We start from the raw sequence: 16407 nt of genomic DNA, 5'->3' as shown, positions 1-16407 counted from the left end.
GAGGCGGGCCTGCTGCTGAGTAGGACCAGGAGACATCACACTTTTGGCTGGTCGATCACCAATTTGCCATCCTTGACCGGAATGGTGGCGCCCGGGGCTTGCTTCATGCGGATCACCCCCTCCTGACCTGCGAGGCGATAGGTCACGTCATAACCAATGGTGTTGACGCTCGTATCCTGCACGGTTTTGCAGCGCTGCTCGGTGGTGGTATAGGTGTCGCTCGCCTGCATATTGCCCTGCACCTGATTGCCGGCGTAGCCACCCGCAACCGCTCCGGCGGCTGTCGCAACCTTCTTGCCGCTGCCACCGCCAAACTGGTGGCCGACCACGCCGCCTAGTGCTGCGCCCACCACGGTGCCGAGGATCTTGTGCTCATCCTGTACCGGCTTGCGGTGGGTCACGGTGACGTTGCGACACTCCTGTCGGGGAGTCTTGATGGTCTCGGTGATCGGCTTGCTGGCGATCACCTCGGCAAAGGTGGGTTGGGGTGTAAAGAGGGAGCCGCTGGCCGCCGCCGAGAGTGCCAGGGCCGAGGCGATGCCAATACCGATACCTGCCATCATGGATCTGTTCATCTTGTTGTTCTCCTACATACCCATACGGGCTGTTCCAATCTGGCGCCATCTTGTCATAACCGGTTGGCCGGACAAGGCGCGGGGGATGGGCCTGCGACAGGCGCTGGCAAGGTCAAAAAACAGCCACCATGAAAAAGTGTCTGGCTTTGGCGACAACGGACTAAAAGTGACCGGTTTCCGGCGCATGGCGGGCTTTGCCAATGTGATAAGGAGCAATTCGAGTCGCAATTTGCAAGGCGGGCGGTGAGCAGAATGCCAGAGTGCTGACGGGTGCAGGTCAAGGGAGGTCTTGAACAAGGGCTCTGTTCGTTGAGATGGCCACGCAAGTAGTTGATAAATGGCTCCAGCCCCATCGGATGTTGGCCGATAAGAGATCACGGCAAGCATTTTGCTTTGATTAGGTGAAGCAGAGGGTGAGCGGGTCGGCAGACAACTGCGTAAGACCTGAAATGAAGACGTTCACCCGAGATCACCGGATCAACGAGGGGGAGATATGTCAATGTTACCCAGCTGGATCACCCCGGCCATCCAGGCCAACATCATCACGGTGCAGCAGGCCGAACGTCTGCTCTCATCCCTCTACCGGCCCCTGGCTGAGCAGGGAGAGGAGCTTCCCGCCGATATCGCCGACATCAGCCTTAAACTCTACTGCTTCCGCCAGCAGGGGCGGGTGCGCCACTAAGACTGACAAAAGAACACCCCGCGCCAGGCTCGGGGTGTTGTCACTCATGTATCACAGGCCCATCAGGCCAACATCACTTGCACCACCAGCATCAGGGCGCCAAATCCTAGCACAAAACCCTCCATGGGCAGCACGAACTTGACCCACTTGTTGAACTGGATGCCGAGCATCTGCAGGGTGACCAGCACCAGTCCGGTGGGGGCCAGGAACAGCATGGCGTATTGGCCCCAGTTGTAGGCCGACACCACGATATAGCGGGGGATCATCACGGTATCTGCCAGCGGCGCCATGATGGGCATGGAGAGCACCGCGAGCCCCGAGGAGGAGGGCACCACCAGCCCCAGCAGGGTGAACACCAGCATCTGCGCCACCGCGAACACGGCGCCGTGCATGCCGGAGACCAGATCGGAGGCGTAGGCCAGAATGGTGTCCGAGATCATCCCCTGATCCAGCACCAGATTGACCCCCCGTGCCAGCCCGATGATGAGGGAGACGGCCACCAGTTCTGATGCCCCCTGAGTAAAGGCTTCGACCGCCTCTTCCTCCAGTCCGCAGGTGGTGCCTCCCAGCGCCATTACGAAGCAGACCAGCGCCACAAACAGGAACTCGTTGCCCCGGGTCTTGCGCGACAACGCCACCAGCCCTGCACTGAAGGCACCTGTCTTGTTGATGACGCCGATCAGCCCCCCGAGCACCAGAATAAAGACGATGATATCCGCCCCCTCTATGGTGCCCTTGACCATGCTGACTGCCACGTCACCGAGCCCCTTGGGCGCTTGCTCCAGCCGTGCATAGGTGCCGGGAATGGCGATGGGCTTGCGGATGGTGCCGTTGGTAAATTGCTCTACCGCAATATTGATATTGAGTTTTGCCAGGGCATCCTGGGTTGCGGGAAGTCGGCTTATTTCCCCCTGTGGGCTATTGACCATCAGGCTTTCACTGGCCGGATTATAAGAGAGTTTTGCATAGGCGCCCGCCGGAATTATCCAGGTCAGCGCAATGGCCAGCAACATAATAAGAAACAGAATGGTAAATGCAGTAGGGAATTGTCTGCGTGGTGTGGTATTCGGCACGGCACACATAAAATGCTCCTTGATAAAGCAGGTTTGGGCTCGGCGGAATATCGGGTCGATAGGGTTTCTGCGTCATACATCCAAGGTACGCAAATTCACTGTGGATTGCGTAGTGATTGGCGAGAAATCTGGCCTGATACTGAACATTCGGTAGATTGTTTCACGTTGTAACCGTAACCCGTGCGCGGCTTGATGAACATCTCACCATGCTCGCTTTATGGGATGGCTCACAAAATTTATTTTCCATGGATTTAACAGCTGATATGAAATAAAAGTTGTTATGCAATAACTATTTCAGCTCTCGTTTTATGCGGTTTACCTTAAATAAAGGTCATGAAAATAGTGCGTGCCGAGATGAATGAAATGACATATAAAGCAGCTTTGACGGAATAATATTCCGTTATCGTCATTTTTCGCTATTCGCCAAAAACAGCTTGTGAAAAAAATGGCACGCTTTCCCGTAATGAAATATTTTTTTTGCAACGAAAACAGGGGCCCCTGTTGGCAGCAGGCTGCCCCTGTCTAAGACGTTTTGCTAATACCTGCCGCTGCAGGCTCGCTGTTAGGCTGTCATCCCCATAAGAGACCAGTGACGGGCAGGATGCCCATGTCGCCTCCTGGCCTCTGAATCATCCCGGAACAGCCCGTTTTGTGCCACCTGTGAGGAAGGAACCCAATGCCAGTGCAGAACATCTATGAGCGTGACCTTGCCAAAACCGCCGCCAATTTCGAGGCCCTGACCCCCATCAGCTTTTTGGGGCGGGCGGAGCGGGTCTATCCCGACTATCCGGCGCTGATCCACGGCCCGCTGCGCCAGAGCTGGGGCGAGACTGCCCGCCGTTGCCGCCAGCTTGCCTCGGCCCTGCGGCTTCGCGGTATCGGGGAGGGGGATACCGTCTCCATCGTTGCGCCCAATATCCCGGCGATGTTTGAAGCACACTTCGGGGTGCCCATGAGCGGCGCCGTGCTCAACACCATCAATACCCGGCTCGATGCCGAGTCGATGGCTTTTATCTTTCAGCATGCCCAGAGCAAGGTGGTGCTGGTAGACAGGGAGTTTGGCCCTGTGGTGCGCAAAGCGCTGGATCTGCTGGAGCGCCAACCGCTGGTCATCGCCATCGACGATCCCCTCTACCGGGAAGGGGCGCTTATCAGTGACCTTGACTATGAGGCCTTTATTGCCACTGGTAACGGCGATGAGCCCGGCTGGTTGCCAGAGGATGAGTGGCAGGCGATCTCCCTTAACTACACCTCCGGCACCACCGGCAACCCCAAGGGGGTGGTCTATCACCATCGCGGCGCCCACCTCAACGCCATCAACAACGTGCTCTCCTGGGAGCTACCCAAACATCCCGTCTATCTCTGGACCTTGCCGATGTTTCACTGCAACGGCTGGTGTTTCCCCTGGACGCTGGCGGCCACCGCCGGGGTGAGCGTCTGCCTGCGGCATGTGCAGGCCGCCGCCATTTATGAGGCGCTGCACGAGCACAAGGTGAGCCACTTCTGCGCGGCGCCCATCGTGCTCAATATGCTCAACAATGCCGATCCGGCACTCAAGCGGGGGCTGGATCACCCCATCAAGGTGATGACCGCCGGCGCTGCGCCGCCCGCCACCGTGATCGCCGGTATGGAAGCGATTGGGATCGCCGTGACCCACGTCTATGGCCTGACCGAAACCTATGGCCCCTGCGTGTTGTGCGAGCCGCAAAGAAGCTGGCAAGGGCAGGATGCCACGGCGCTCTCCCGCCTCAAGGCGCGCCAGGGGGTTGCGTCGCCTCTGCAGGGGGAGATGCGGGTTATCAATCCGGTCAGTGGCGAGCCGGTGGCCAAGGATGGCAAAACCATGGGGGAGATAGTGCTGCGCGGTAATGTGGTGATGAAGGGCTATCTAAAAAATCCGGCGGCCAGCGCCGAGGCGATGGCGGAGGGGTGGTTTCGCAGTGGCGATCTGGCGGTATGGCACCCGGATGGTTATGTGGAGATCAAGGACAGATCCAAGGACATCATCATCTCCGGCGGGGAGAATATCTCCAGTCTGGAGGTGGAAGATGTGCTCTATCGCCATCCCGATGTGGACGAAGCGGCGGTGATCGCCATGCCCGATGAGAAGTGGGGAGAGGTGCCCTGCGCCTTCGTCAAACTGAAAGAGGGGCGAGAGACCACCCAGGCGGAGTTGATCGCCTTTTGCCGGGAGCAGATGGCCCACTTCAAGGCCCCCAAACGCATCATCTTCACCCCGTTGCCCAAGACCTCGACCGGCAAGGTGCAAAAATTCGTGCTGCGCAAACAGCTGGGGTAGCCGCCTGTTCGTAAGGAACCAGCACAGACTTTCATAGAAGGGAGAAACGAGGGAGCATGGAGGGCTGCTGGCCCTCCCATTGTGTGGCTAGGGGGTCTTGCAGGCGACGCAGTTGCGGCCGTTTTGTTTGGCCTGATAGAGCATCTGGTCGGCGCGGGCGTAGAGGCTCTCCATCAGCTCCCCTTCGCCATTTTCCACCAATCCGGCGCTGATGGTGATGACCAGCTTATCCCCATCGGGCAGGGGCAGCGGGCTTTGCATCACCTGCAGGCGCAGCCGCTCGGCCAGAGATGCGGCGGCCGAGAGGGTGGTGTTGGGTAGCAAGATGGCAAACTCGTCACCGCCGATGCGGGCCAATACATCTTCGCTGCGCAGCACTGATTGCATCACCCTGCCTAGATGCATCAGCGCGCTATCCCCAAGGGGATGGCCGAAGCGATCGTTGATGCACTTGAACTGATCCACATCCAGCACCATCAGCACCGAGGTAAGGTGGTGGCGCATGTCCAGACTGAGGTTCTTCTCGCACAGTTCGAAAAAGAAACGGCGGTTGTAGAGACCGGTGAGGCCATCGCGCACTGACTGTTGGTGCAGCTGCTCCTTGAGCTGGTGCAGTTCGGTGATATCTGAGGAGATACCGATCAGGGTGGGGGTGCCATCCCCCAGCAGAAAGGGCACCTTGACCGACCAGTAGTAGTGCTGATTGCCTTCGGGATCGGTCAACATCTCTTCCCCGGCTTGCAGCTCGCCAGTTTCGAATACCCGGTTGTCCAGTCGCCACAGCTGGCAGGCGCTGGCCGCGGGTATCACCTCGTCATCGCGTCGGTTGATGATCTGCTCGGCAGGAAGGCCTAGCAGATCGGCGACCTTTTGGTTGACGTAGAGAAAGCGGTGCTTGCTGTCCTTCATATAGATATGGGCATCCACATTGGCAAGGATGATCTCCAGCAGCTGATGCTGCTCCGCCAGCCGCGCCTCGATCAGCTTGTGTTCGGTGATATCGGTGGAGATACCGCATAGGCCGATCAGGTTGCCATCCCTGTCATACATGGGCTTTTTGACAGTCCAGTAGTAGCGCTTTTCCCCGGTGGTTTTGAGGTAGTTGACCTCCTCCTGGGCGAGGGCAAGCTGCTGCTCCAGTACCAGTTGATCGTTGCGCTGAATCGCATCCGAGAATTCGAGATCAAAAAAAGCCTGATCATCCTGTCCCTGCAACTCGGTGAGGGTGCAGCCAAAGAGATCCAGCACCGCCTGATTGGCATAGGTGTAACGGCCCGCCAGATCCTTGGTGAACATGTAGGCGTCCGTCTCGTTGAAGATGGCTTTGAGGTGATCCAGCTCATGCTGTAACTGGACAGAGAAGGGTTCATCCTTCATGGAGTTAACCATCCTTGGTTAAGGGCGTCGTTGTATACAGCGCTAATATATGTACCAACTGTTTAAATTAAGCACTTCACAGGCCATATTTCGCGTTTATTTCCGCAGGTTCTGCGCCATGTCACACGATTGTCATCGTTGGTGTGGTCAAAGGAAATCAACTGAGTCCGTGGCTATGCAGATAACCGTCCCACTCATATCGGCCCGGCATCGTGGGCCAGCAGCAGAGAAATTACCCGGCAATCAAATGCGCCACTCCGAGCGGCAGAAAGGGCAACAAACAGGTCTTTAATCAAACTATTTTCACTGTGCCCCTGATATCATCCTCAGCAACGCAATATGGAGAGATACGAGATGGCAGTGGCACCGTTTAATTGGGATGACGCAGTTCAGTGGGACGGGCCGGGGGCCATTGCGGGTAGCGAAGAGATCTTGAGTGCCGACCGGCTGGATCGCGCCCGCTATGCCGAATTTCTAACCAAATACCTGGCCGCCGAAGGCAAGCAGCGCAACTATGTGCTTAACCTCAATGCCGAGTGGGGCGCGGGTAAAACCTGGTTTATCAAGCGCTGGTATATGGAGCTGAAAGCGCACTATCCCACCGTCTATATCGATGCCTGGCAACAGGACTTTTCCGATGATCCTTTATTGACGGTTATTTCGTCGATTATCGACCAGTTAAAAATGATTGCGGGAAAAGAAAACCCGATTCCAGAAGGGATGCGTCAGCGGCTTCTTGGATTATTTAAGGTCGGTGGAAAACTGGCATTGAAAGCGGCCATTAAGAAGGCTGGATTGGAAGAAGATGATTTTTCTCTGGAAGGGGATGATGCTAATCATCTGGTCGATGCCTTATGTAGCAATCAGAAAGAGCGTTATGAATCTATTCAGTATCTTAAAAATGAGATAAGGCAATGGGTGGAAGGGGCTGTTACTTTAGGTAAGGGCGATCTGGATTATCCCGCCTTTATCTTGATTGATGAACTGGATCGTTGTCGTCCCTCTTATGCTGTCGAAATGCTGGAGACCATCAAACATATTTTTGATATTACCGGGGTGGTGTTTGTACTGGCAACAGATACAGAGCAGTTGCAACATGCTATCAAGGTCATTTATGGCGATGGTTTTGATGCAGAAAGCTATCTTGGACGATTTTTTCATAGACGATTTACGTTAGGCAGTATCTCTCGGCGAGAGTTTATTAAGCAGGCAGTTGTAGATAAAAAATTGCATTTTGAGTATATCAATGTATGGCCTGAGATCACTAATAGCAAAGCGTTGGTAAATGTATTAACTGCTGTTTGTGATCATTTTTCATTGAGCTTAAGAAAAACAGAGCAAGTGTTGGATCGAACGATCGCGTCCATCGTAAATTACCAAGGTCGCACATTAAATCTGATTTTTCTTGTTTACCTGTTCTCTCTATGCGAGAAAAACAATGGAGATTATCGCGCTGTAGCAGATGGTAAAATGTCTACAGCACATGGCATTCCAAAAGTAAAAGGGTTTACTGACCTAATAAATGAGTATGAGGACCAAAATTTCTCATGCCTGATAAAGGTAAAAAGTTCTATGGGTGAACAGATTAAAATAATAAATGATGGGTTGTATACAAATCACTTTGAAGATAAAGAGTATACTATTTCTTTAAGGCATATTTTATCTGCTTCATACCAAAACATGTTAAGACCAAACTCAAGTTATAATCACTCGACCTCACTTATAAAATTGATGAAAGAATTTTCTAATAGGGTTCGGGAGTTAACTATAGAGGAGAATTCAATTTTGGCAGAAAAAGAGTTGTCGCAATTGGAGCTTCATCTAATAACATATAAAAATTTAGTAGAGTTGGCTGTCCATCTTAAATAAAGCCGGGAGATCCCGGCTTTATTATCAACTTATTTATTATGCCGCTCATAAAGCCGCTGAACGACATCCTGTAATCCCAACCCTTCGTTTTGCAGCAGTACGGTCAGGTGATAGAGCAGATCGGCGGATTCGTTAATGAGCTCCTCCCGATCCTTGGCCATGGCGGCCAGCGCCACTTCGACACCTTCCTCACCAACCTTCTGGGCGATACGCTTGGTCCCTTTGCCGTAGAGGCTGGCGGTGTAGCTGGTGGCCGGATCGGCCCCTTTGCGGGCGGCCAGCACCTGCTCCAGCTCTGCCAGAAAACCGAGGGGTGGCAGCGGGTGACCATGGAAGCAGGAGGTTGTCCCTTTGTGGCAGGTGGGGCCGACGGGGTTGGCGGCAATCAGCAGGGAGTCCTGATCGCAGTCGGTGCTGATGGCCACGAGTTGGAGCACATTGCCCGAGCTTTCACCCTTGGTCCAGAGCCGCTGTTTGCTGCGGCTAAAGAAGGTGACCTGACCGGTAGTCTGGGTCTTTTCCAGCGCTTCACGGGTCATAAAGCCCTGCATCAGCACCTCGCCGCTAGCGGCATGCTGGACGATGGCGGGGATCATGCCATCACACTTTTCCCAGTCGAGCTGCTCGGCAAGGGGGCGCGTGCTGGCGGTTGTTTGTGTGTTATCAGAGAAGTTATTCACGGATGGCGACTCCTTCGGTTTTCAGCCAGCGTTTCAATTCGGAAATGGGGATAAGGCCCTTGTGGAACACAGAGGCGGCCAGCGCCCCGTCCACATCGGCGAGGGTGAAGGCATCGCGAAAGTGTGCCATGGCTCCGGCGCCGCCGGAGGCAATCAGCGGCACCTTGCAGACGCTGCGCACCAGCTTGAGCTGGTCGAGATCATAACCCTGACGCATGCCGTCCTGATTCATCACGTTCAGCACGATTTCACCCGCGCCGCGTTTTTGCACCTCCTGCACCCAGTCGAGAGTGTGCCAGGCGGTGGTGCGGGTGCGACTCTCGTCACCGGTAAACTGTTTGACCTGATAGTGGCCCGTTTCGGCGTCAAAGTAGGAGTCAATGCCCACCACCACGCACTGCACGCCAAAGCGCTCGGCCAATCGGCTGATCAGGGTCGGGTCGGCAAGGGCCGGAGAGTTGATGGAGACCTTGTCGGCGCCAAATTCGAGGATCTGGCGGGCATCCTCCACGCTTTTGATGCCACCGGCGACGCAGAAGGGGATATCTATCACCTCCGCCACCCGGCTCACCCAGCTCTTGTCCACTACCCGGGCATCGCTGGAGGCGGTGATGTCATAGAACACCAGCTCGTCAGCGCCTTCCTCGGCGTAGCGGCGCGCCAGCTCGACAATGCCGCCCATCACCTCGTGGTTGCGAAACTGCACCCCTTTGACCACCACGCCATCCTTCACGTCTAGGCAGGGGATAATGCGTCTTGCCAGCATCAGTTGCCTCCTGTGGTGTCGGCAGCGGGAGCTTGCCAGCAGGCGATGGCGTCACCCACCGAGAATTTGCCCTCCAGCAGAGCGCGGCCAAGGATGATCCCCTTGACGCCGGAGCCCTTGAGCGCCTCGATATCCGCGATGCCGCCAATGCCGCCGGAGGCCTGAAAGGCGACGCTCGGGTAGCGGGCGCAGAGATCACGATAAAGCTCGACGTTGGTGCCAGCCAGGGTGCCGTCACGGCTGATGTCGGTGCAGAGCACATGCTTGAGCCCGGCGGGGAGGAAGCGCTCGATCAGCGCCTCGATGGTCACGCCGCTGTTCTCCTGCCAGCCTGCCACCGCGATATGGCGATTGCCCTGCTCATCGATATTGACGTCCAGCGCCAGCACGATCTGCTCGGGGCCATATTTCTCCATCCAGCTCGCCACCAGATCCGGGGATTTGACGGCGGTGGAGCCAATCACCACCCGGCTGGCACCGGCGGCCAGCAGATCTGCCACATCCTGCTCGGTACGCACGCCTCCGCCGACCTGCACCGGTGCTTCGGTGGCCGACAGCAGTTGGGTCAGCAGGGGCAGCTGGCGCGCCTTGGCATCCTTGGCACCGTCCAGGTCCACCAGATGGAGTTGCACCGCCCCCTGGGAGACATATTCGTCGAAGCGGGCCTGCGGGCTGCTGCTGTATTCGGTCTTCTGGCCGTAGTCGCCCTGATAGAGGCGAACTACCTGACCATTGATAAGGTCAATTGCGGGAATGATCATTCAAAGCTCCAGAAAATTTTGCAGCAAACGGGCACCGGCTGCGCCTGAGCGCTCCGGGTGGAATTGGGCGCCGAAGAAGTTGCTGTGCTCTGCAACCCCACCGACGATGGCGGTAAACGGCTGGCCATAGTCGCAGGTCGCCAGCGTCGCTTCTGTCACCTCCAGCGCGTAGGAGTGCACGAAGTAGAAGTAGCTGCCGCTCGGGATCCCCTTGAGCAGAGGATGGGTTTCGTCATGCTCAATCTGGTTCCAGCCCATGTGGGGCAGGCGCAGATTGCCCACTTCCATCAGCCGGATCTTGCCCGGCACTATGCCGAGGCAGTCGATAAGCTGCTCTGACGAGTCATCCGTACCCATGCTCTCTTCGGAGGCCTCCGCCAGCATCTGCATACCGAGGCAAAAACCCAGCAGCGGCTGCTTGGCGGCGCGAATAAGGGGCACCAGCCCCCGTTCATTGAGGTTTTTCATGGCGGCCACCGCAGTGCCGACACCGGGCAGGATCAGCTTGTCCGCCTGCTCGATATCGGCGGCCTGGCTTGAGACCAGCGGCTGTACGCCGAGGCGCTCGAACGCCATCCTGACCGAGGCCAGATTGGCGCAGCCGGTATCGATAATGACCAGCTTCTGCTTGCTCACATCCATCACAGCACTCCCTTGCTGGAGGGAAGCTCGCTCCCTTCCACCCGGATGGCCTGACGCAGGGCGCGGCCAAAGCCTTTGAACAGTGCCTCCACCTGATGGTGGGTGTTGCCGCTGCCCACCTTCATCTGCAATGTGATGGCCATGGCGTCCGACAGCGAGCGGAAGAAGTGGGGCACCATCTCGGTGGCCATCTCGCCCACCTTGTCGCGGCCAAAGCCGCTCGGGCAGTCAAACAAGAAGTAGGGGCGACCGCTCAAGTCCAGTGCTGTGCTCACTTCCTGCTCGGTCAGCGGACGCGCATCGATCACTGCCTGCACCTCGTCCATCGCCAGCACAAAGCCGAAGCGGCCGATACCGCGCTTGTTGCCAAGGGCCTGACGCAGCGCCTGACCCAGCGCCAGTCCGACGTCTTCCACCGTGTGGTGATCGTCGATATGCAGATCGCCGCTGACGTTCAGCTTGAGCTGGAAACCGGCGTGGGTCGCAATCTGATCCAGCATGTGATCAAAGAAGCCGATGCCGGTGGCGATCTGGTTGCCGCCGCTCTTGTCCAAATCTAGGGCCACCTGAATACGGGTTTCCTTGGTGTAGCGTTCCACCGAGGCTACGCGCCCCTTGGACAACAGCTGATCACGGATGGCGAGCCAGTCGTGATCCTGCGGGTGGTAGCGAATACCGCCAATGCCCATGTTCTCGGCCAGTTGTAGATCGGTCTGGCGATCGCCAATCACGAAGGAGTTGGCAAAGTCGATGCGACCGGAGGCGAGATAATCCTTTACCAGCCCAAGGTGAGGCTTGCGGCAGCTGCAGCCGTCGGTGGGGAAGTGGGGGCAGATCAGCACCTGTTCCCACTTCACCCCTTGCGATTCAAACAGGTGCATCATCAGGTCGTGGGGTGGCTGGAAGTTCTCCAGCGGCAGGCTGGCGGTGCCCAGCCCATCCTGATTGGTCACCATCACCAGCACGTAGCCGGCGGCCTGCAACTCGCGCAGCACCGGAATGACCATGGGCTCGAAGCGCAGCTTGGCGAGGCTATCCACCTGCTTGTCGGTCACCGGCTCTTCAATCAGGGTGCCGTCGCGGTCGATAAACAAAAACGGGGTCTTCATCGCTACATCCTTGTCTTACAAAGTGGGAGAGGGCATATCACGCAGTACCGCCAGCACGGCATCCATCTCGCCCTGATAGCCGATGGTGACGCGAATGCTGTTATCCAAGCCGGGTTTGGTCGAGAAATCCCGCAGTATGATGCCGGCGGCCTTCATGGCGGCAAAGACGGTGGCGCCATCCACAAAGCGCACCAGCACGAAGTTGCCCTTGTCCTCGAACACTTCCCTTACGCAGGCAAGCTTTGCCAGCTCTGCCTTGAAGGCGGCTTTTTGCTTGTTGAGCTCTGCCACTCGCTCGCGCATCAGCTCCAGTCCCATGGGGGAGAGGGCCTGCGCCGCGATCTGGGCGATGGGCTCGGGGATGGGATAGGGGGCGATCACCTTGGCCAGCATGGCGATCACCTCGAGGCTTGCCAGCGTAAAGCCGCAGCGGATCCCCGCCAGGGCAAAAGCCTTGGAGAGGGTGCGGGTCACCACCAGATTGGGGAAGCGGGCCAGCAGGTCCACCACGGACGCCTCGGGGCAGAACTCGATATAGGCCTCGTCCACCACCACGATGGCGCGATCCCGCGCCTTCTCCAGCAGGGCGATAAGGCCATCGCGCCCCACCAGATCCCCGGTGGGGTTGTTGGGGGAGCAGAGAAACACCAGTTTCACATCGCTGAGGCGATCGGCGATGGCGGGCCAGTCGGGCTGGTGGCTGGCGGTCAGCGGCTGCTCGACGATACCGACCCCACAGGTCTCGGCGCTGATGGCGTACATGCCGTAGGTGGGTGGGCAGATAAGGATCTGATCTTCACCCGCTTCGCAGAAGGTGCGGATCAAGAGCTCGATGGCCTCATCGGCGCCGCGGCTCACCAGCACCTGATCGGGATTGACCCCGGCGTAGGCGGCATAGCCGTTCACCACCTCGGCCGGTTGGCACTCGGGGTAGCGGTTGAGGCGGCTCCCCTCGATGGTGAAGGGATAGGCCTGCGGCGCCTCGTTGGCGTTGAGCCAGACGTGGCCCTTGCCGCCGATGCGGCGGGCGGATTGATAAGGGGTGAGGGCCCGCACCACGCGGCGCGCCAGATTGGCAATGCTCATGACAAATCCTTCTGCTGTGCTGTTGGTTGGGGCGCGGCGGCCAGGGCGTTCAACCTGAGGGTGACGGCATTTTTGTGGCCATCTAGCCCTTCGGCCTCTGCGATGCGCTCGACAATGGGGCCAAGGTCGCGAATACCTTCGGCGCTCAGCTCCTGCACCGTGTAGCGGCGCTGATAATCCGCAAGGCCAAGGCTGGAACAGGTGCGGGCATAGCCATAGGTAGGCAGGGTGTGGTTGGTGCCGCTGGCGTAATCGCCGACCGACTCGGGGGTCCATGCTCCCAGAAAGATGGAGCCAGCATTCTCAAGCTGGTCCAGCAGCTCGCGTGGGGCGCGGGTCTGCACAATCAGGTGCTCCGGCGCGTAGGCGTTGGAGATGGCACACGCCTCGGCCAGATCGTCACAGAGGATCACCAAGCTGCTGCCGAGCGCCTGGGCGGCGATCTCGCGGCGGCTCAGCTTGGCCAACTGGCTCTTGATTTCGCCAGCGATGGCATCGGCTAGCAGGGGCGAGGTAGTCACCAGCACCACCTGGCTGTCGGGGCCGTGCTCGGCCTGGGAGAGCAGATCCGCCGCCACGAAGGCCGGATTGGCGCTCTCGTCGGCAATCACCAGCACCTCGGAGGGGCCGGCGGGCATATCGATGGCGGCGCCGCGCCAGTCGCGGGATACCTGCCCCTTGGCTTCGGTCACATAGGCGTTGCCCGGGCCGAAGATCTTGTCCACCTTGGGAATGCTTTCTGTGCCGTACGCCATGGCGGCGATGGCCTGGGCGCCGCCGATGGCGAACACCTTCTCGACCCCGCAGGCGCGGGCGGCAAACAGGATCTCGTCGCTGGCCGGAGACGGGGTGCAGAGCACCACTTCACGGCAACCGGCGATAGCCGCCGGAATAGCCAGCATCATCACGGTGGAGGGGAGCGGCGCGCTGCCCCCCGGCACATAGAGGCCGACCCGACTGATGGGCTGGGTACGCAGCTCGCACACCACCCCGGGCTGGGTCTCGACTCGCACCACCGGCTGCACTTGCGCAGCGTGGAAGGTGCGAATATTGGCAATGGCCGCTTCGATGGCGCTTTTTATCTCATCATCCAGCCGCGCACAGGCGGCTTCAATCTCGGCCTCGCTGACGCGCAACTGTTCACGGGGGGCGCGCTCGAAGCGCAAGCTCAGCTCGCGCAAGGCCTCGTCGCCACGGCTGCGTACCGCGGCGATGATATCCCGCACCACGAGGCCGATATCGGCCTCGTCACTCAAGGCCGGTCGGGTCAGCACGTCGGCTTGCTGGGCGGGGGAGAGGGTCTTCCAGATCAGGGTCTGCATGATGTCCCTTCCTTATTCCATCATTTTTTCGATGGGCAGCACCAGAATGGAGCTGGCACCGAGGGCCTTGAGCTGCTCCATGGTCTCCCAGAACAGGGTCTCGCTGGAGACGACGTGCAGCGCCACCTGATTGGTGTCACCGGCCAGTTGCATGATGGTGGGGCGCTCGGCACCCGGCAGCAGATCGGTGATTGCATCGAGCTTGTCTTTGGGGGCGTGCAGCATGATGTATTTGCTCTCGCGGGCCTGCTGCATCCCCTGAATGCGGGGCAGCAGTTTGTCGATGAGCTTCTGCTTGGCATCGGACAAGGGGTTTGGGGCCTGTACCAGCACCGCCTTGGAGCGGTAGATCACCTCCACCTCTTTCAGGCCATTGGCTTCCAGGGTCGCGCCGGTGGAGACCAGATCGCAGATGGCATCGGCCAGACCCGCACGGGGTGCCACTTCCACCGAGCCGCCCAGCATCACGCTCTTGAAGCCGAGCCCCTTGTCGTCAAAGAAGCGCTTGAGCAGCCCGGGGTAGGAGGTGGCGATGCGCTTGCCGGCCAGGCTCTCTGGCCCTGTATAGGTCACATCTTCCGGCACCGCCAGCGAGAGGCGGCAGCCACCAAAGTCCAGCTGCTTGAGGGTTTTGACCTCGAATGGCAGGCCCTGTGAGGCGCGAATAAGCTGCACCTCTTCCAGAACGTTTTCGCCGATGATGCCAAGGTCGACCACCCCTTCCATCACCAGACCCGGGATGTCATCATCACGCACCCGCAGGATATCGATGGGCATGTTCTCGACATGGGCGATAAGGCGCTGCTCGCGCAGGTTGATCTTGAGGCCACAGCTCTTGAACAGGGCTTGGGAGTCCTGGCTCAGACGACCGGACTTTTGCATGGCGATACGCAGACGTTGTGTTTCCATTGCTCGATTTCCTTCTAGTCAAAAACGAAAAAACCCTCGGAAGTGGGTGCTTCCGAGGGTTTATGAATCTTGCGGTCCTTTTGGAAGTCACCAGTTAAGTGTCTTCCAGCAGTCAACCTCCTGAAAGACTAGTCGGGATGATGATGGTGGTGATGAGTCTTCAGGGTGGTGAACTTCATGTAATCAATCCTTTACAAAATAAGATGTCGTAATTGACGCCTGATTTAAACTACCTGCCTTGACAGAAAATGCAACCCGAAATTGTGATTTGATCGATTAAAGTGGCGAAAACGGTTTTCTGGTCGATAACTAGACAATAACCCTTGCAGGAGTCGCCATCATGCCCAGCCAGGACCTGTTGTTCCCCATTTTGCCCCGGGCGCCCGCTGCGCCCGGCAGCGAAGAGATCAAGCGGGAAGTGAACCAGATCAGCAAAAAGCACCAGCTGCGCAAGACCAGCACTGACAACAGTGACTCCCAGCAGCGCCAGCAGGCGTATAGCACGCCCGCCAAGCGTGATCAGCCCAAGTCGGAGGAGGGTGATCACAAGCCGGATCCCGAGCATCAGATCGATCTCTTCGTCTAGGCAGATTATCTGTCCCGCTTTTGCCGCGCTTTTGGCATAATGACCGCTTTTGTTGCGGGACGCCCTTTTGACCATCCAGACCCTGTTCAAGCCAGATGGCCCTCTGGCCAGCCATATCGACGGTTTCAAAGCCCGCGCTCCCCAACTGGAGATGGCTGAAGCGGTCGCACGCGCCATCAAAAGTGGTGGCCGTCTGCTGGTGGAGGCGGGGACCGGTACCGGCAAGACCTACGCCTATCTGGTACCTGCGCTGGAATCCGGCAAGCGGGTGGTGATCAGCACCGGCTCCAAGAACCTGCAGGAGCAGCTCTTCTATCGGGATCTCCCGACCATCACAGGGGCGCTCTCCTACACCCCGCCGGTGGCCTTGCTCAAGGGGCGCAGCAACTATCTCTGCATCGAGCGGATGAATCGGCTCTTGAGTGAATCCCATCTGCAAAAGCCTGAAATCCTGAACGATCTGGTGAAGGTCAAATCCTGGTCCACCGCCACCGATAACGGCGATGTGGGGGATATTCCGGGATTGCAGGAGAACGCCGAGATCCTTGCCCACGTCACCAGCACCAACGACAACTGTCTCGGTCGCGACTGCCCCTATTACGACGATTGCCATCTGGTGGTGGCCCGACGCCGCGCCATGGATGCCCAGGTGGTGGTGATCAACCACCACC

The 16407-nt window shown here is 58.1% G+C and carries 17 protein-coding genes and 1 other annotated feature; of the genes, 6 read left to right on the top strand and 11 right to left on the bottom strand.

Translation table 11 applies throughout. From position 1 onward, the window contains the following. Positions 1-35: 35 nt before the first annotated feature. Positions 36-575: a glycine zipper 2TM domain-containing protein gene (locus tag AB5Y92_RS16705; protein ID WP_164536779.1), complete on the bottom strand. Its 540-nt coding sequence runs from the start codon at positions 573-575 to the stop codon at positions 36-38. Here AB5Y92_RS16705 and AB5Y92_RS16700 point away from each other — a divergent pair. Both AB5Y92_RS16700 and AB5Y92_RS16695 read left to right on the top strand, forming a co-directional pair. Then, on the top strand, positions 562-822 hold the full coding sequence (locus tag AB5Y92_RS16700; RefSeq protein ID WP_164536780.1) for a hypothetical protein: 261 nt from the start codon (positions 562-564) through the stop codon (positions 820-822). The genes AB5Y92_RS16705 and AB5Y92_RS16700 overlap by 14 nt on opposite strands. 246 nt (positions 823-1068) lie before the next feature. Then, positions 1069-1257, top strand: a complete 189-nt coding sequence (locus AB5Y92_RS16695) for a hypothetical protein (RefSeq protein WP_005345660.1) — start codon at positions 1069-1071, stop codon at positions 1255-1257. 62 nt (positions 1258-1319) lie between these two features. Here the strand turns inward: AB5Y92_RS16695 and AB5Y92_RS16690 are convergent, their stop codons facing one another. Continuing rightward, entirely contained in the window at positions 1320-2339 is a 1020-nt protein-coding gene (locus AB5Y92_RS16690; RefSeq protein WP_368227189.1) for a hypothetical protein, read from the bottom strand. Between the two features lie 667 nt (positions 2340-3006). Between AB5Y92_RS16690 and AB5Y92_RS16685 the strand changes: the two genes are divergently transcribed. Next, positions 3007-4629 (top strand): acyl-CoA synthetase, encoded by a 1623-nt coding sequence (locus AB5Y92_RS16685; protein WP_368227188.1) that lies wholly within the window; start codon positions 3007-3009, stop codon positions 4627-4629. An 87-nt stretch (positions 4630-4716) separates the two neighbouring features. Here the strand turns inward: AB5Y92_RS16685 and AB5Y92_RS16680 are convergent, their stop codons facing one another. Then, positions 4717-6006 (bottom strand): diguanylate cyclase, encoded by a 1290-nt coding sequence (locus tag AB5Y92_RS16680; RefSeq protein WP_368227187.1) that lies wholly within the window; start codon positions 6004-6006, stop codon positions 4717-4719. Between the two features lie 354 nt (positions 6007-6360). Between AB5Y92_RS16680 and AB5Y92_RS16675 the strand changes: the two genes are divergently transcribed. Further along, positions 6361-7875 carry a P-loop NTPase fold protein gene (locus AB5Y92_RS16675; protein ID WP_368227186.1) on the top strand — a complete coding sequence of 505 codons (1515 nt, stop codon included), beginning with the start codon at positions 6361-6363 and terminating at the stop codon, positions 7873-7875. Positions 7876-7904: 29 nt separating this feature from the next. Here the strand turns inward: AB5Y92_RS16675 and hisIE are convergent, their stop codons facing one another. Genes hisIE through hisG form a run of 8 tightly spaced genes read right to left on the bottom strand, consistent with a single transcriptional unit; the run spans position 7905 to position 15150 of the window. Continuing rightward, positions 7905-8555 carry a bifunctional phosphoribosyl-AMP cyclohydrolase/phosphoribosyl-ATP diphosphatase HisIE gene (gene hisIE, locus AB5Y92_RS16670; protein ID WP_164536784.1) on the bottom strand — a complete coding sequence of 217 codons (651 nt, stop codon included), beginning with the start codon at positions 8553-8555 and terminating at the stop codon, positions 7905-7907. After that, positions 8548-9321: an imidazole glycerol phosphate synthase subunit HisF gene (hisF, locus tag AB5Y92_RS16665; RefSeq protein ID WP_164536785.1), complete on the bottom strand. Its 774-nt coding sequence runs from the start codon at positions 9319-9321 to the stop codon at positions 8548-8550. The genes hisIE and hisF overlap by 8 nt, the downstream gene beginning before the upstream one ends. After that, on the bottom strand, positions 9321-10082 hold the full coding sequence (hisA, locus tag AB5Y92_RS16660) for a 1-(5-phosphoribosyl)-5-[(5-phosphoribosylamino)methylideneamino]imidazole-4-carboxamide isomerase (protein ID WP_139462465.1): 762 nt from the start codon (positions 10080-10082) through the stop codon (positions 9321-9323). The genes hisF and hisA overlap by 1 nt, the downstream gene beginning before the upstream one ends. Next, positions 10083-10724 carry an imidazole glycerol phosphate synthase subunit HisH gene (gene hisH, locus AB5Y92_RS16655; protein WP_156852745.1) on the bottom strand — a complete coding sequence of 214 codons (642 nt, stop codon included), beginning with the start codon at positions 10722-10724 and terminating at the stop codon, positions 10083-10085. It lies immediately after the preceding gene. Next, the gene (hisB, locus tag AB5Y92_RS16650) at positions 10724-11833 is read right to left on the bottom strand and encodes a bifunctional histidinol-phosphatase/imidazoleglycerol-phosphate dehydratase HisB (RefSeq protein WP_164536786.1); all 1110 of its coding nucleotides are present in this window, start codon (positions 11831-11833) and stop codon (positions 10724-10726) included. The genes hisH and hisB overlap by 1 nt, the downstream gene beginning before the upstream one ends. A gap of 15 nt (positions 11834-11848) precedes the next feature. After that, the gene (hisC, locus tag AB5Y92_RS16645; protein WP_368227185.1) at positions 11849-12919 is read right to left on the bottom strand and encodes a histidinol-phosphate transaminase; all 1071 of its coding nucleotides are present in this window, start codon (positions 12917-12919) and stop codon (positions 11849-11851) included. Then, entirely contained in the window at positions 12916-14241 is a 1326-nt protein-coding gene (hisD, locus tag AB5Y92_RS16640) for a histidinol dehydrogenase (RefSeq protein WP_368227184.1), read from the bottom strand. The genes hisC and hisD overlap by 4 nt, the downstream gene beginning before the upstream one ends. A gap of 12 nt (positions 14242-14253) precedes the next feature. Beyond that, positions 14254-15150 (bottom strand): ATP phosphoribosyltransferase, encoded by an 897-nt coding sequence (gene hisG / locus AB5Y92_RS16635; protein WP_150997694.1) that lies wholly within the window; start codon positions 15148-15150, stop codon positions 14254-14256. 28 nt (positions 15151-15178) lie between these two features. Continuing rightward, positions 15179-15303 (bottom strand) — a sequence feature (His leader region). Positions 15304-15490: 187 nt separating this feature from the next. Between hisG and AB5Y92_RS16630 the strand changes: the two genes are divergently transcribed. Beyond that, positions 15491-15736, top strand: a complete 246-nt coding sequence (locus AB5Y92_RS16630) for a hypothetical protein (protein WP_123173111.1) — start codon at positions 15491-15493, stop codon at positions 15734-15736. Between the two features lie 67 nt (positions 15737-15803). Continuing rightward, positions 15804-16407, top strand: a 604-nt coding sequence (locus AB5Y92_RS16625) for an ATP-dependent DNA helicase (RefSeq protein ID WP_368227183.1), incomplete at its 3' end; no start/stop codon positions are given.

The sequence above is a fragment of the Aeromonas sp. R1-1 genome (genome assembly GCF_040908495.1).
Taxonomy (GTDB): Bacteria; Pseudomonadota; Gammaproteobacteria; order Enterobacterales; family Aeromonadaceae; genus Aeromonas; species Aeromonas veronii.
This window is presented reverse-complemented; position numbering and strand designations above follow the sequence as displayed.